The sequence below is a fragment of the Rossellomorea sp. SC111 genome (genome assembly GCF_024733565.1).
Lineage (GTDB): Bacteria > Bacillota > Bacilli > Bacillales > Bacillaceae_B > Rossellomorea.
Genome location: NZ_JANIOC010000019.1, coordinates 26,680 through 42,647, shown reverse-complemented (window position 1 = coordinate 42,647; position 15,968 = coordinate 26,680). Strand labels below are relative to the sequence as shown.

At 44.4% G+C, this 15,968-nt stretch carries 15 protein-coding genes; 14 read left to right on the top strand and 1 reads right to left on the bottom strand.

The window, feature by feature from the left end; all coding sequences use genetic code 11:
* Nucleotides 1–39 precede the first annotated feature (39 nt).
* The 7 genes from dnaK (at nucleotide 40) to deoC (ending at nucleotide 9,485) form a co-directional block, all read left to right on the top strand.
* Nucleotides 40–1,869 carry a molecular chaperone DnaK gene (dnaK, locus tag NQ095_RS19805; protein ID WP_258265157.1) on the top strand — a complete coding sequence of 610 codons (1,830 nt, stop codon included), beginning with the start codon at nucleotides 40–42 and terminating at the stop codon, nucleotides 1,867–1,869.
* 185 nt (nucleotides 1,870–2,054) lie between these two features.
* Nucleotides 2,055–3,185, top strand: coding sequence for a molecular chaperone DnaJ (gene dnaJ / locus NQ095_RS19800; protein WP_258265156.1), 1,131 nt, complete (start codon nucleotides 2,055–2,057; stop codon nucleotides 3,183–3,185).
* Between the two features lie 24 nt (nucleotides 3,186–3,209).
* Nucleotides 3,210–4,151, top strand: a complete 942-nt coding sequence (gene prmA / locus NQ095_RS19795) for a 50S ribosomal protein L11 methyltransferase (protein WP_258265155.1) — start codon at nucleotides 3,210–3,212, stop codon at nucleotides 4,149–4,151.
* A gap of 31 nt (nucleotides 4,152–4,182) precedes the next feature.
* Nucleotides 4,183–4,935: a 16S rRNA (uracil(1498)-N(3))-methyltransferase gene (locus NQ095_RS19790; RefSeq protein ID WP_258265154.1), complete on the top strand. Its 753-nt coding sequence runs from the start codon at nucleotides 4,183–4,185 to the stop codon at nucleotides 4,933–4,935.
* 5 nt (nucleotides 4,936–4,940) lie between these two features.
* A complete protein-coding gene (gene mtaB, locus NQ095_RS19785) occupies nucleotides 4,941–6,275 on the top strand; it encodes a tRNA (N(6)-L-threonylcarbamoyladenosine(37)-C(2))-methylthiotransferase MtaB (protein WP_258265153.1) in 1,335 nt (444 codons plus the stop codon).
* A gap of 234 nt (nucleotides 6,276–6,509) precedes the next feature.
* A complete protein-coding gene (locus NQ095_RS19780) occupies nucleotides 6,510–8,174 on the top strand; it encodes a glycoside hydrolase family 13 protein (RefSeq protein WP_258265152.1) in 1,665 nt (554 codons plus the stop codon).
* A gap of 639 nt (nucleotides 8,175–8,813) precedes the next feature.
* Entirely contained in the window at nucleotides 8,814–9,485 is a 672-nt protein-coding gene (gene deoC, locus NQ095_RS19775) for a deoxyribose-phosphate aldolase (protein WP_258265151.1), read from the top strand.
* 35 nt (nucleotides 9,486–9,520) lie between these two features.
* Here the strand turns inward: deoC and NQ095_RS19770 are convergent, their stop codons facing one another.
* On the bottom strand, nucleotides 9,521–10,453 hold the full coding sequence (locus NQ095_RS19770; RefSeq protein WP_258265150.1) for a Na/Pi symporter: 933 nt from the start codon (nucleotides 10,451–10,453) through the stop codon (nucleotides 9,521–9,523).
* 334 nt (nucleotides 10,454–10,787) lie between these two features.
* Between NQ095_RS19770 and rpsU the strand changes: the two genes are divergently transcribed.
* The 7 genes from rpsU to yqfD all read left to right on the top strand — a co-directional run bounded on the left by rpsU (nucleotide 10,788) and on the right by yqfD (nucleotide 15,965).
* Nucleotides 10,788–10,961 (top strand): 30S ribosomal protein S21, encoded by a 174-nt coding sequence (gene rpsU / locus NQ095_RS19765; protein ID WP_032087602.1) that lies wholly within the window; start codon nucleotides 10,788–10,790, stop codon nucleotides 10,959–10,961.
* A 14-nt stretch (nucleotides 10,962–10,975) separates the two neighbouring features.
* Nucleotides 10,976–11,422: a GatB/YqeY domain-containing protein gene (locus tag NQ095_RS19760; protein ID WP_034757488.1), complete on the top strand. Its 447-nt coding sequence runs from the start codon at nucleotides 10,976–10,978 to the stop codon at nucleotides 11,420–11,422.
* Nucleotides 11,423–11,598: 176 nt separating this feature from the next.
* The gene (locus tag NQ095_RS19755; protein ID WP_258265149.1) at nucleotides 11,599–12,909 is read left to right on the top strand and encodes an NfeD family protein; all 1,311 of its coding nucleotides are present in this window, start codon (nucleotides 11,599–11,601) and stop codon (nucleotides 12,907–12,909) included.
* 27 nt (nucleotides 12,910–12,936) lie between these two features.
* The gene (gene floA, locus NQ095_RS19750) at nucleotides 12,937–13,932 is read left to right on the top strand and encodes a flotillin-like protein FloA (RefSeq protein WP_094075155.1); all 996 of its coding nucleotides are present in this window, start codon (nucleotides 12,937–12,939) and stop codon (nucleotides 13,930–13,932) included.
* A gap of 30 nt (nucleotides 13,933–13,962) precedes the next feature.
* Nucleotides 13,963–14,424, top strand: coding sequence for a hypothetical protein (locus tag NQ095_RS19745; RefSeq protein WP_258265148.1), 462 nt, complete (start codon nucleotides 13,963–13,965; stop codon nucleotides 14,422–14,424).
* Between the two features lie 57 nt (nucleotides 14,425–14,481).
* Nucleotides 14,482–14,766 (top strand): sporulation protein YqfC, encoded by a 285-nt coding sequence (yqfC, locus tag NQ095_RS19740; protein WP_148969724.1) that lies wholly within the window; start codon nucleotides 14,482–14,484, stop codon nucleotides 14,764–14,766.
* 11 nt (nucleotides 14,767–14,777) lie between these two features.
* On the top strand, nucleotides 14,778–15,965 hold the full coding sequence (yqfD, locus tag NQ095_RS19735) for a sporulation protein YqfD (protein ID WP_258265147.1): 1,188 nt from the start codon (nucleotides 14,778–14,780) through the stop codon (nucleotides 15,963–15,965).
* Nucleotides 15,966–15,968 lie beyond the last annotated feature (3 nt).

Genomic DNA, 15,968 nt, shown 5'->3' with positions numbered 1-15,968 from the left:
ACAAGACATTACATATACAAAACAGGGAGGATTCTTACTATGAGTAAAATTATTGGTATTGACTTAGGTACAACAAACTCATGTGTATCAGTACTTGAAGGCGGAGAGCCAAAGGTCATTGCAAACGCAGAAGGAAATCGTACAACTCCTTCAGTCGTAGCGTTCAAAAATGGTGAAAAGCAGGTTGGGGAAGTAGCAAAGCGTCAAGCGATCACAAACCCAAACACAATCATCTCAGTTAAACGTCACATGGGAACAGACCATAAAGTAGAAGCAGAAGGAAAAGAATATACACCACAGGAAATCTCAGCAATGATTCTTCAACACTTGAAATCATATGCAGAGGATTACCTTGGAGAAACAGTTGAAAAAGCGGTTATCACTGTACCTGCTTATTTCAACGATGCAGAGCGTCAAGCAACAAAAGACGCAGGTAAAATCGCAGGTCTTGAAGTTGAGCGAATCATCAATGAGCCGACTGCTGCAGCGCTTGCATACGGACTTGATAAAATGGATCAAGACCAGACGATTCTTGTATATGACCTTGGTGGCGGTACGTTCGACGTATCAATCCTTGAACTGGGTGACGGAGTATTCGAAGTACGCTCTACTGCCGGTGACAACCGTCTTGGTGGAGACGACTTTGACCAAGTGATCATCGACTACCTTGTAGCTGAATTCAAAAAAGAAAACGGAATTGACCTTTCTAAAGATAAAATGGCTCTTCAACGTTTGAAAGACGCTGCGGAGAAAGCGAAGAAAGATCTTTCAGGAGTGACTTCAACTCAAATCTCACTTCCTTTCATCACAGCTGGAGAAGCAGGACCGCTTCACTTGGAAGTGACTCTATCCCGAGCGAAATTCGATGAAATCTCTTCTGACCTTGTAGAACGTACAATGGGACCAACTCGTCAAGCAATGAAAGATGCCGGTCTTTCTGCAAGTGAAATCGATAAGATCATTCTTGTTGGTGGATCGACTCGTATCCCTGCAGTACAGGAAGCAATCAGAAAAGAAACAGGTAAAGAGCCATCTAAAGGTGTTAACCCTGATGAAGTTGTAGCGATGGGTGCAGCAATTCAAGGTGGAGTTCTGACTGGAGACGTAAAAGACGTTGTTCTACTTGACGTTACACCACTATCACTTGGTATTGAAACGATGGGTGGCGTATCTACAAAGCTGATCGAGCGTAACACAACGATCCCAACGTCTAAATCTCAAACTTTCTCAACTGCTGCCGATAATCAAACAGCGGTTGATATTCACGTATTACAAGGTGAGCGCCCAATGGCTGCTGATAACAAAACGCTTGGACGTTTCCAATTATCGGACATTCCGCCGGCACCGCGTGGAGTTCCGCAAATCGAAGTGAAATTCGATATCGATAAGAACGGTATCGTGAATGTAAGTGCGAAAGATCTTGGAACAGGTAAAGAGCAAAACATCACAATCAAATCTTCAACAGGCCTTTCAGACGACGAAGTAGAACGCATGGTGAAAGAAGCCGAAGAAAATGCCGATGCAGATAAGAAACGTAAAGAGGAAGTTGAACTTCGCAACGAGGCCGACCAACTTGTTTTCCAAACGGAAAAAACGTTAAAAGATCTTGAAGGCAAAGTAGAAGAAGATGAAGTGAAAAAAGCGGAAGATGCGAAAGCTGAACTGAAAGAAGCGATCGAGAAAGATGATCTTGATCTTATCCGTGAAAAGAAAGACGCATTGCAGGAAATCGTTCAAAGCTTAACGATGAAGCTTTATGAGCAGGCTCAAGCAGAAGCTCAGGCAGCTCAAGGCGCTGAAGGCGAAGCTTCGAAAGATGACGATGTGGTCGACGCTGAATACGAAGAAGTAAATGACGACAAGAAATAATCAGCTGTAAACGAACGAAAAAGTCAAAGTCAGGGCGGTTCTTGGCTTTGACTTTTTCTATGATTGAAGGAAACCTTCAATCAACAGACACAAACTAATGTAAGGAATGTTGAGTTTTTATTGATAATAGTCGAAGCTCAATGTTAAAATAACCTTTATGCAAAGGATTCGGGAGTGGTGTTTTAATGAGTAAACGGGACTATTATGAGGTTCTTGGGGTTGGAAAAGACGCCTCAAAAGACGAAATGAAGAAAGCATACCGCAAACTCTCCAAAAAATATCATCCGGATATTAATAAAGAAGCGGATGCGGATGAAAAGTTTAAAGAAATATCGGAAGCGTATGAAGTGTTAAGTGATGATCAGAAGCGCGCTCAGTATGATCGTTTCGGACACACGGACCCCAACCAGGGATTCGGCGGCGGAGGAGACTTTGGCGGCGGCGGTTTCGGTGGTTTCGAAGATATCTTCAATACATTCTTCGGTGGAGGCGGCGGAGGCCGCAGAAGAGATCCAAATGCACCTCGTCAAGGAGCGGACCTTCAATATACGATGTCTCTGACATTTGAAGAAGCGGTATTCGGGAAAGAAACCGAAATCGAAATTCCGAGAGAAGAAGAGTGTGAAACGTGCCATGGTTCGGGAGCAAAGCCTGGGACAAAGGTGAATACATGTTCTCACTGTAATGGATCCGGTCAATTGAATGTGGAGCAGAATACACCATTCGGCCGCATTGTGAACAGAAGGGTTTGTCACTACTGTAACGGTACAGGTAAACAAATCAAGGAAAAATGTTCAACGTGTGGCGGTGCGGGTAAAGTACAGAAACGCCGTAAAATCGCTGTTAAGATCCCTGCAGGTATCGATGATGGACAACAGCTGCGCGTGACGGGTCAAGGAGAACCGGGTATTAATGGCGGCCCTGCGGGTGACCTGTACGTGGTTTTCCACGTTCGCTCACATGATTTCTTCGAACGTAACGGTGATGACATTTACTGCGAAATGCCTGTGACGTTTGCCCAGGCCGCGTTGGGTGATGAAATAGAAGTACCGACCTTACACGGGAAAGTTAAGCTGAAAGTCCCTGCAGGAACTCAGACGAGTACGAGATTCCGCTTGAAAGGCAAGGGCGTACCGAATGTCAGAGGTTACGGTACGGGGGATCAGCATGTACAGGTGAAAGTGGTCACGCCTTCCAAGCTGACGGATAAGCAGAAACAGTTATTGAGAGAATTCGCTGACATCAGCGGTCAAATTCCTGATGAACAGCATGAAAGCTTCTTTGATAAAGTAAAAAAGGCCTTTAAAGGCGAATAACTAAAGAGCGGAGTTGGTAGATCAATGAAATGGTCAGAAATCAGTATTCTTACAACGAATGAAGCGATTGAGCCGATTTCAAACATTCTTCACGAATCAGGGGCAAGCGGTGTGGTCATTGAAGACCCTGCCGAATTAGTTAAGGAAAGAGAAGATATGTTTGGGGAGATCTACCAACTCAACCCTGATGACTACCCAACTGACGGTGTCATGGTCAAAGCCTATTTGCCCGTCAATAGTTTCCTTGGGGAAACCGTTGACGAGATCAAGCAAGGCATCACGAACCTTGTTACTTATGATATCGACATTGGTGAAAACAAAGTGGAAATTTCCGAGGTGAATGAAGAAGAATGGGCAACGGCCTGGAAGAAATACTATCACCCGGTGAAAATTTCGGATAAGTTCACGATTGTTCCAACCTGGGAAGACTACACGCCGGTTCATAGTGACGAACTCATCATTGAACTGGATCCGGGCATGGCGTTCGGAACGGGCACACATCCCACTACCGTCATGTGTATCCAGGCCCTTGAGCGGATCGTAAAAGAACATGATTCCGTCATTGATGTTGGTACCGGCTCAGGTGTATTATCCATTGCATCGGCTCTATTAGCTGCAGACCAGGTACGTGCATATGACCTTGATGAAGTAGCAGTTCGTTCAGCAAGGCTGAATGTGAAGTTGAACAAAGTACAGGAAAGGGTATCGGTGGATGCCAATAATCTATTGAACGGGGTGACCGGGCAGGCCGATGTGATCGTGGCGAACATCCTGGCTGAAATCATCCTGCGCTTTACAGAAGACGCATACGAGCTTGTGAAGCCGGGTGGGTATTTTATCACTTCCGGAATCATCCAGCCTAAAAAGCAGGAAGTACGTGACTCTTTGGAAGCTGCCGGTTTCCATATCGAAGAGATCATGGTAATGGAAGACTGGGTTGCGATCATTGCTGTTAAGCCTGAATAATACAAAGTAAAAACGGTGGAGTTGAAACTGTATGCAACGATATTTTATAGAAGACCTATATCGAGAAAATGATCCGATTATGATCACGGGGGATGACTATCATCATATTGTCCGTGTCATGAGAATGAAGGAGCAGGATGAAGTATTCGTTGTCTTCAAGGATCAGGCATCAGCGATCACCCGTATTGAAACGATTTCCAGTGACGCAGTCAAGCTATCAATAGTACAATGGGAAACATCGACGAAAGAATTACCAATTAAAGTAACCATTGCGAGCGGACTGCCGAAAGGGGATAAATTGGAGTTGATTTTCCAAAAGGGAACAGAGCTTGGAGCCACTCAATTTATCCCTTTTAATGCGGATCGCTCCATTGTGAAGTGGGACGAAAAAAAAGCAAAGAAAAAGACAGAGCGTTGGGGGAAAATTGTGAAGGAAGCGGCTGAACAGTCGCATAGACTTCTCGTCCCTGCTGTCTCTGCACCCGTTTCAATCAAACAATTGATTCAAGCAGGCAGTCAGTTCGATTATAAACTTGTCGCATATGAAGAAGAAGCACGTGCCGGTGAAAAGGGGAACCTGTCAAAGGTGTTGTCCTCCATCGGTAACGGCCAAAGTGTACTGGTCGTATTCGGCCCTGAAGGTGGATTATCGGAAAAAGAAGTAGAGCTGTTGAGGAGCGGAGGCTTTCTTACATGCGGCCTTGGCCCAAGGATCCTCCGAACGGAGACTGCTCCATTGTATGTTCTCTCAGCCATCAGCTATCAATTAGAACTTATGAGGTGATTGCAATGCCATCAGTAGCGTTTCACACTCTAGGGTGTAAAGTGAACCACTACGAAACTGAAGCCATCTGGCAACTATTTAAAGAAGAAGGATATGAACGTGTAGAATATGACTCGATCGCAGATGTGTATGTCATCAATACATGTACCGTAACCAATACAGGAGATAAGAAGAGCAGGCAGGTAATCCGCCGTGCCATCCGGAAAAATCCTGACGGGGTCATCTGTGTAACAGGCTGTTATGCCCAAACGTCCCCAGCTGAAATCATGGCCATCCCGGGAGTCGATGTGGTGGTGGGTACCCAGGATCGCAGGAAAATGCTTACCTATATCGAGGAATACAAAAAAGAGCGTCAACCCATCAATGGCGTCACGAATATCATGAAGAATCGTGTGTACGAGGAATTGGATGTCCCGGCATTCACGGACCGTACCCGTGCCTCCCTTAAGATTCAGGAAGGCTGCAACAATTTCTGTACGTTCTGTATCATTCCCTGGGCACGTGGACTGATGAGATCCCGCGACCCTGAAGAAGTCATTCACCAGGCCCAGCAGCTTGTTGATGCAGGTTACAAGGAAATCGTCCTGACAGGGATCCATACGGGCGGATATGGAGAGGACATGAAAGACTACAATCTCGCCATGCTCCTTAAAGATCTTGAGCAAAAGGTGAAGGGTCTTAAGAGAATTCGCATATCCTCCATCGAAGCGAGTCAATTGACGGATGAAGTCATTGAAGTAATCGATCAATCCGATATTGTGGTAAGGCATCTGCACATTCCACTTCAGTCAGGATCCAATACGGTCCTTAAGAGAATGCGCAGAAAGTATACGATGGAATTCTTTGCCGAACGTTTAGAGAAGCTTAAAAAAGCCCTTCCAGGACTTGCCGTAACATCCGATGTCATTGTTGGTTTCCCGGGTGAAACGGAAGAGGAGTTCATGGAAACGTATCATTTCATCAAAGAGCATAAATTCTCGGAGCTTCACGTTTTTCCTTATTCGAAACGGACAGGCACGCCTGCTGCCCGAATGGACGATCAGATTGATGAAGACATCAAGAACGAACGTGTCCACCGGTTAATTGAGCTTTCCAACCAATTAGCGAAAGAATATGCTTCAGAGTTCGAAAACGAAGTACTGGAGGTAATCCCTGAAGAAATCTATCAGGATGATCTCTATGTAGGATACACGGATAACTACTTGAAGGTGGTGTTCCCTGCAACCGAAGAGATGGTAGGGAAACTTGTGAAAGTGAAACTCACCAAAGCGGGTTATCCTCTAAACGAAGGACAATTTGTCCGGGTACTGGAAGAATCAGAAGAAAAAGCAGCCATTTAATAGATGAAGGCACCTGACGTTTCGCTCGGGTGCCTTGCTTTTTATTTTCGCACAATAATACTTTGTAACCACTTTCTTTTTTTTGGTTAGAATCGAATTATCTATTGATTAGTGCAGAAGAAGGTTGTAAACTATTATTATATTTGAAAAGAGGCTTTTTTTTTAAACGATAGTGCAAACGATTGCATTAAATGTAAGCGTTTGTATCTTACTATACTTTGATGAGGTGTTACGATGAAAAAGGCATGGCGTAAAGAGGCAGTGGGATACCAAATCTATCCGAGAAGTTTCCAGGATTCCAATGGTGACGGAATCGGGGACTTACAGGGAGTCATACAGCGTTTGGATTATATTAAAGAGTTAGGGATCGATGTGATTTGGATCTGTCCGATGTATAAATCCCCTAATGACGATAATGGTTATGATATTTCGGATTATCAGGATATCATGGAAGACTTCGGAACGATGGAGGATTTCGACCAATTATTGAAAGAAGTTCATAAAAGGGATATGAAGCTGATCATTGACCTTGTCCTGAATCATACTAGTGATGAGCATCCTTGGTTCATCGAGTCAAGGAGTTCCAGGGACAATCCAAAGCGTGATTGGTATATTTGGAGAGATGGCGCGAAAGGCAAAGAACCGAATAACTGGGAAAGCATTTTCGGGGGATCTGCCTGGGAGTATGATGAAGAAACGGACCACTACTTCCTCCATGTCTTCTCGACGAAGCAGCCGGATCTGAATTGGGAAAACGAAGAAGTGCGTGAGGCACTATATGACACGGTAAATTGGTGGCTGGATAAAGGAATCGACGGCTTCAGAATCGATGCCATCAGTCATATTAAGAAGCGCGCGGGTCTGCCGGATATGCCGAATCCGAAGAAGGAAAAATACGTTTCTTCCTTTGACATGCATATGAATCAAAAAGGGATCCATACGTTCCTTCAGGAATTCAAGGATCGTACGTATGCCAATTATGACGTGATGTCGGTTGGAGAAGCAAACGGTGTGAAGGCAGATGAAGCGGAACTATGGGTCGGTAAAGAAAACGGAAAGATGGATATGATCTTTCAATTTGAACATCTTGGATTGTGGGATGCGGAAACAAATCCGGATCTCGACATCGTGGAATTGAAAAAGGTGCTCACGCGTTGGCAAAAAGGGCTGGAAGGGAACGGCTGGAATGCCCTTTTCATCGAAAATCATGATAAAGCCCGCGTTGTTTCGACTTGGGGGAACGACAAGGAATACTGGAAAGAAAGTGCCACAGCCATGGCAGCCATGTATTTCCTGATGCAGGGTACACCCTTCATCTATCAGGGACAGGAAATCGGCATGACCAACGTTCAATTTCCTTCCATCGAAGACTATGATGATGTAGCCGTAAAGAATCTATACCGTCTTAAACGGGAAGAGGGGGTGCCACATCAAGACATCATGGAAATCATCTGGGCCTCCTCCCGTGATAACAGCAGAACACCGATGCAATGGTCGGATGGTGAAAACAGTGGGTTTACCAGTGGTACACCTTGGATGAAAGTGAATCCTAACTTTAAGACGATCAACGTGAAAAAACAGGAAAAAGATGAAAAGTCCATACTCAACTTCTACAAGAAAATGATTCAACTTAAGAAAAGGGAAGACGTCTTCACATACGGGGTCTATGATTTGCTGTTGGAAAAAGACAAGCAAATCTATGCGTATACCCGCACCGGAGAAAATACATCCATGGTCGTCATCACAAACCTTTCCACAAAAAACGCCGGCTGTGACCTTGGTAAATTAAACGTAGCATCAGAGAACCTTTTATTGAACAACTATGAAGTAGCAAGCCACGATGAGCAGAACAAACTGACCCTTAAACCATACGAGGCGAGAGTATATCGACTAAAATAATCGTGTTACACCGCTGTTGACTTCCGTGCGATACTTCGCTTTCCTCGTCGCTGATGCTCCTGCGGGGTCTCACCTATCCCTTAGTAGTCTTCTACTTGTACTCCAATCAACAGCTGGAGCCGTTTAAGTACACTTTATTTGTATTTACAAAACAAAAAAATCCGAACGATTTCGATTTCACTAAAGGATCTCGAATGATCGTTCGGATTTTCCTTTGAAACAAACTTTTTTGGCGAAGCCTTGTTTTCATTTTTTTAGCACCATTACTGTATAGCTTCTGTCTTAAGATGACAAAATCATCTTTTGATGGCCCTCCTACAAAAAAATTGTTCATGAAGATAATCTTTTACGAAACTTCTCTCATCCGTTGATTGGAATGGAAGATGCTCGACTCCTGCGGGGATTGCGTGAAAGTTGAGACCCTGCAGGGCATAGCCCGAGGAGGCTCAACTCACGCCCCGCGGAAAGCGACCATCTGGAGTGGAAATCAACTACTACTTGCTAATTGGGAAGCAACCCTGTTGCGAGAATATGAAAAGGTTTTCTTTATTTTGGGAGATACTACAAAGTGCTCGTCTTTTTCTCTTATTTTTGGTATGATAAGAGAGGTACGGACAACTGTTAAAGGAGAGATATTAAATGACTATGAACATTGCAAGTATGATCGATCATACTTTACTTAAACCTGAATCAAGAAAAGACCAAGTGGAGGTACTTTGCCAGGAAGCGAAAGAATTCAAGTTTGCTTCTGTGTGTGTAAATCCTACTTGGGTACAATATTCAAGCGAATTATTAAGCGGTACAGAAGTGAAAGTGTGTACCGTGATCGGTTTCCCCCTAGGAGCTTCTACACCTGAAACGAAAGCGTTTGAAACAAAAGATGCGATCGAAAAAGGAGCAACGGAAGTCGATATGGTCATCAATATCGGTGCACTGAAAAGCGGCGACCATGAACTAGTAAAACGTGACATTGAAGCTGTCGTGGCAGCTTCTAAAGGAAAGGCACTTTCTAAAGTCATCATTGAAACATGTCTTCTTACTGAAGAAGAAAAAGTAAAAGCATGTCAACTTGCTGTGGAAGCAGGAGCAGACTATGTGAAAACATCAACCGGTTTCTCGACTGGCGGTGCGACGGTAGAAGATATCGCTTTAATGAGAAAGACGGTCGGACCTGATATCGGCGTGAAGGCTTCAGGCGGCGTACGCTCCCTTGAAGACGCAAAAGCGATGATCGAAGCCGGGGCTACTCGTTTAGGAGCCAGCTCAGGTGTGAAAATTGTCCAAGGTTTAACAAGCGATTCAGATTATTAATAAGATAAAAAGCTGAGCGGGTACATCATACCCGCTCAGCTTTTTTTTGGAAGGTGAACCTTTTCAATTAACCGGGCAAACGAATTGGCGAATGGAAGAACAAGCAGTGAACATAGAAGGTTGAACAGGACACTGGCGTGTGCCAATTGCAGATCGGCAGAACCGGCAAGCGTCTGTACGACCATACCAAGCAAAGGGATAAAGGGAATGAAAAGGGCGACACCCATCACATTCAGCCAGATATGCGCATATGCCGTCAGCTTGGCCTGGGTGCCGCCGCCGATGCTTGCAATGAAGGCTGTGATACAAGTGCCGACATTCGCACCGAGCATAATGGCTATTCCTGCATGGAGATCAATCGAACCTGCAGCCAGAAACCCCATCGTCACTCCTGTAACGACGGTGCTCGATTGGATGATGGCCGTTAACACGCATCCAATCAGTAATGCAAGGACAAGATGCTCATTAACCTGAATCATGTAAGAACGCAAGGACTCGTGAGTCGTCAAAGGGGTTGCAAGCCATTGGATGGCCCGGATCGAAGTAAAGATCAATCCGAATCCTATAAAGATCATCCCGCTGCTTCTGATCTGAGGAGATCTGAAAAAATACAGTACACATCCGATGATCATAGAGGGGACAATGAGATAGTTCATATCCAGGGTGAACATTTCAAGAGTGAAAGTAGTCCCGATATTTGACCCAAGCATGATGCCGATGGTTTGGCGGAAAGGGATCAGACCGGAGGAAGCAAGTCCCACTGTGAGGACCATGACGGCCGAACTGCTGTGAATAAAGGCGGTGACAACGGTCCCAGTCATGACACCCTTGACAGGGGTGCTCGTGAGATAATGAAGCCAGGCCTTGATTTTTTGATTTGCAATATTAAATAGCCCGGACCTGAGCCAGGTCATGCCGAATAAAAAGCATAAGATGAAAAAAATAAAGGCGATTCCATGTAAGATCATTGTATTCCTCCAGTACACCAGTACGATTAATACAAATGTATGGGGAAAATCAATGAGACATGCCTATTTATATGAGTGTTTTATGATAAATTGTTGACCTGACACATATCATATATTATAATGGCAAAGTACATGGATTTCTTTACAATATTAAAGAATCCATCCAAGAAAGACATACACTTTCTGTCCCCTTGTGACAATAAGGCAAGGGCAAAGCCATAACCTATTGGTGAAGTAAAGGACGTCAGAAATCTCTGCGTCTTAAGAAATTGGTACAAACCATTTCTTGACTTGAACATGTAAGTGTAGTGTGTTCGGAGGGAGGGAAAGAGAGATGTCAAAAACAGTTGTTCGTAAAAACGAATCGCTTGAAGATGCTCTTCGTCGCTTCAAACGCTCAGTTTCTAAAACAGGAACTTTACAAGAGTTTAGAAAGCGCGAATTTTATGAAAAGCCAAGCGTAAAACGCAAAAAGAAATCAGAAGCTGCAAGAAAGCGTAAGTTCTAAGAGAGGGTGTAAGTATGAGTCTTCTCAATCGTTTAAATGATGATATGAAACAAGCGATGAAAAATAAAGAAAAAGAGAAGCTTTCCGTTATCCGCATGCTTAAGGCTTCGCTTCAAAATGAAGCCATCAAACATGGGAAACAGGAACTCTCTGAAGACGAAGAGTTGACTGTCCTTTCTCGAGAAGTGAAGCAACGGAAAGACTCCCTCCAGGAATTTCAAAACGCCGGTCGCGAAGACCTCGTTGAAAAAATTCAAACAGAACTGACTTACGTCGAAATATATATGCCTAAGCAGCTTTCAGAAGAAGAAGTCTCTGCTATTGTTGAACAGACGGTAGCGGAGGTAGGTGCTACTTCTAAAGCCGATATGGGCAAAGTGATGGGAGCAATCATGCCTAAATTAAAAGGGAAAGCCGATGGGGCTCTCGTCAACAAACTTGTTCTTCAACATCTATCATAAGATTAAAAGAAACCGGAAAGCTTTGAAGCTTTCCGGTTTTTTTAAAATCGATTCCAGGTGGAATAGGGGAACCTGGACACTTTTTATTACATATTTTTTCAAAAAGATGAAACTTTAATAGTGGGTCATCCGTACATAAAGTATCAAGGAATATTACCTGAAACGAGGGGGTTAAGTTGAGAAGAAGTATACTTGTAATGTTGATGCTGATTCTTGGGTGCAGCTTTATTCAGCCGCTGATCAGTTCAGCCGCGGATTCGGGTAAGGTATACGTGATTCCCATTCAAAAGGAAGTGGAAAGGGGACTTCATGCCTTTTTGGAAAGAGCGATTAAAGATGCGGAAGACGACAATGCTGAACTGATCATTTTCGATATTGATACACCTGGGGGATTGGTGGATGCCGCAGGCGAGATTGGGCAGCTCCTGGATGGAATCGATGCGAAAACCATTGCGTTTGTAGACGACCATGCGCTGTCTGCGGGAGCATTCATTTCCCTCCATGCAGATGAAATCTATATGGTCCCGAATGGACAGATGGGTGCAGCAGCGGTCATTGACCAGGAGGGGAATGCGGCAGATAAGAAAGCCCAGAGTTACTGGCTGTCTGCCATGAAAAGTGCCGCTGAATCAAATGGGAGAGATCCTCAATATGCTCTGGCCATGGCAGATGATTCCCTTGTCATAGAAGAGTTGGGGATTGAAAAAGGGGAACTATTGACGCTGGGATCAAAGGAAGCGAAGGAAATCGGGTACTCGGAAGGCACAGTCCGGAACCTCGATGAACTGTATGAAACAATTGGAGTGGATAAATCCTCTGTGAAACGGGTGGATGAAACGTTCGCGGAAAAACTCGCCCGCTTCATCACTAATCCTGTCGTTGTCCCCATTCTTTTATCTTTGGCGAGCATTGGGCTGATTGTGGAACTGTATTCACCCGGCTTTGGAATTGCCGGTTCTGTCGGCTTGATTTCCCTTGTATTATTCTTTTATGGACACTTAGTTGCAGGGCTTGCGGGATATGAAACCATTATTCTTTTCATCATTGGTATCATCCTTATAGTGGCGGAGTTTTTCCTCCCTGGTGGATTAGCAGGGGGACTCGGTATAGGGGCGATCCTTGCAAGTATTATGTTGGCAGGGGGCGATATGATGCAAATGGGAATCTCTCTTTTGATCGCTTTATTGATTGCCGTTGCAACAGTGATTATCTTTGTAAAGGTGTTTGGTAAAAAAATGAAATTTTTTAACAAAATCATTTTAAACGATTCCACCAGCACAGAAAGCGGATATGTATCAAATGCCAATCGATTGGATCTGATTGGAATGGTAGGTGTGACCAAAACACCTTTAAGGCCATCCGGAACCGTGATTGTGGAGGAAGAAAGAATCGACGCAGTGACAGAAGGCGGCTTTATCAAAGCCGGTGAAAAGGTTAAAATTGTGAAGGTGGAAGGGTCAAGGATTGTTGTAAGAGATATTTCATAATATTTTAGGAGGTAAGAAGATATGGTTATAGGACCAAGTACCATTTTACTGCTCGTGGCAATTGTGGTGGGCATTATCGTTTTAGCTGTATTATTTACATTTGTACCAGTCATGCTGTGGATTTCAGCAATCGCGGCAGGAGTCAGGATCAGCATTTTCACACTTGTGGGGATGAGATTAAGACGTGTTATCCCGAGCCGTGTGATCAATCCACTGATTAAAGCCCACAAAGCAGGAATCACGGTAACGATCAATCAGCTGGAGAGTCACTATTTAGCTGGCGGTAACGTAGACAGAGTGGTCAATGCACTGATTGCGGCTCATCGTGCAAATATTGAATTGACGTTTGAGCGTGCTGCGGCTATTGACCTTGCAGGTCGTGACGTACTTGAAGCTGTTCAAATGAGTGTTAACCCTAAAGTGATCGAAACACCGTTCATCGCGGGTGTGGCCATGGATGGAATCGAAGTGAAGGCCAAGGCCCGTATTACCGTCCGTGCGAATATCGACCGCCTTGTCGGGGGTGCCGGGGAAGAGACGATCGTTGCCCGTGTAGGGGAAGGGATTGTATCGACAATCGGTTCATCCGACAATCACAAAAAGGTATTGGAAAACCCGGATTTGATTTCTCAAACAGTTCTTTCAAAAGGGTTGGACGCAGGTACGGCATTCGAGATCCTCTCGATTGATATTGCGGACGTTGATATCGGCAAGAATATCGGAGCGGAACTGCAAACAGAACAAGCGGAAGCTGATAAGAACATTGCTCAAGCGAAAGCGGAAGAAAGAAGAGCGATGGCCGTTGCCAATGAGCAGGAAATGAAAGCAAGGGTAGAAGAGATGAGAGCGAAGGTTGTGGAAGCAGAAGCAGAAGTACCTCTTGCCATGGCTGAAGCACTCAGGTCAGGTAACATCGGTGTGATGGACTATATGAACATAAAGAATATCGACGCCGATACAGAAATGAGAGACTCGATCGGAAAGCTGACAGGGGATAAAAAAGATCCGAAGAGTGATAAGTAATCTCCCTTTGTTCAGAAAGGAGTATTCCCAATGGAGCCATTGATCATTGCTATATTGATCGGGATCATCACATCCATTTTTAATAAAAAGAAACAGTCTCCTTCCAATAAACCCGTGAGGCAAAAGCCGATTCAAACGGCCTCGCCCGCTTCTCCCGAGCCTGTTGGAAGAGGCAGGGAAAGAGCGGAGAGCGAAAGAAGCGGACGGAGGGAACCGAGGGCATACAAAGAGCCTGTAAAAGAGGCTGTTTCTTCCATTCAAACCCGTTTTGAAGATAAAAAGAGGGAAACGGAAGCTACTTATTCCAGCCTTCAGAAACAAGAAGAACGATATTCAAGAAAGCTTGAAGCCCACCAAAACCGGGCAAAGAAGATTCGCGAGGGTTCAGGTCTGATCCTTGATTTTAAAAATGAAGATGATATCGTAAAAGGATTTATTTTTTCAGAGGTGTTCGGTCCTCCGAAATCAAAAAAACGCCATCATCAAAAATAAAAGTGATGAAACCCCTTTTCATTTCATAAATATGAGATGAAAGGGGGTTCTTTTTTTATGGCAAAAAGCTTTTTACAACATATGCGTAAATGGATGACACAGAAAATGGATTTACCCGAAGATGTCATGATGGACCTTCCTCGCGTCACAATGATTGGACAAATTCATATCTATATAGAAAATCACCGGGGTCTGTTGACCTTCACAGATCGGGAGGTGCGGCTTCTGCTTAAACAAGGTCAACTGTTAATAAAAGGGGAGCAATTTGTCATTAAGATGATCCTTCCGGAAGAAATTCTCCTTCAGGGGAAGATCGTAGAAGTGATCTATTTAGAACAATAGGGGGGACGGATTTGAAGAATCAATGGTTCACCTTTCTGAGGGGAAAGGTATTTGTGAAAATGGAAGGCAGATTAGTTGAGCGGGTCATCAATCAATTGCTCCGGGCTGGTATCACAATCTGGAATGTGAAGAGAGCGGGAACGGAGACCATCACCTTTTACTTATCCTTAGAAGATGTACATAACTTCCGAAGAGCAGTACGGGCATCCGAGTGTAAAGTGACATTTCTAAGAGGGCAGGGGGTTCCCTTTCTATTCAAGAGATCACTGAAAAATTCGGGTTTCATGATCGGTGGACTGGCATTCTTCATCATCGTATTCCTTCTTTCCAATATGGTGTGGGGCATAGAGATCAAAGGTGCGTCACCTCAAACCGAGCACAGTATACGAAAGGAACTCGAGGAGATGGGTGTTTCCAAGGGGAAGATGCAGTTCTCCATCCCCGATGTTGAGAACATTCAGCGTGAGCTATCCTACAGGATGAATAATATCACGTGGGTAGGGGTGGAGTTACAAGGGACAACCTTTCATTTTCAAGTCGTGGAAAAGAATGCCCCCCTGCCCCCTGAATCATCTGGCCTGCAGCATATTGTCGCCAAAAAGAAAGCCATCATCACAGACATGTTTGTAGAAGAAGGGGATCCCCAGGTGAGCGTCAATGACTACGTCAATAAAGGACAGCTCCTTGTGTCGGGTTTGATCGGGAATGAAAAAGAGCAGAAAGGGGTCTCGGCGAAAGCGAAGATACTCGGGGAAACATGGTATAAGACATCGGTTGAACTCCCGCTGAAGTCACGATTTATCGTGTTCAGCGGAAACGAGAAACGAAAACATTATCTTGGGTTCGGTTCAATGAATATCCAGGTATGGGGATTCGGGAAAACAGAATTTAAGGACGTCGTTGTGGAAGAAACGAAAAAGCCCCTGCGTTTTTTGAAATGGGAGCTTCCGGTTTATTATATTGATCGCAGCATGAAAGAGAAAGAGGATGTGGAGAGGACCTACACAAAATCCGAGGCGATCATGGCTGCGAAAAAGCTTGCAAAAAGTAACCTGGAATCCTCCCTTCCGGAAGATGCAGAAATAAGAGGGGAAAAAATTTTGCAAGAAAAGGTGGAGAATGGTAAAGTTAGGGTAACCATTCACTTCAAAGTAATAGAAAATATTGCAGAAGGACAACCACTTATTCAAGGAGACTAACGA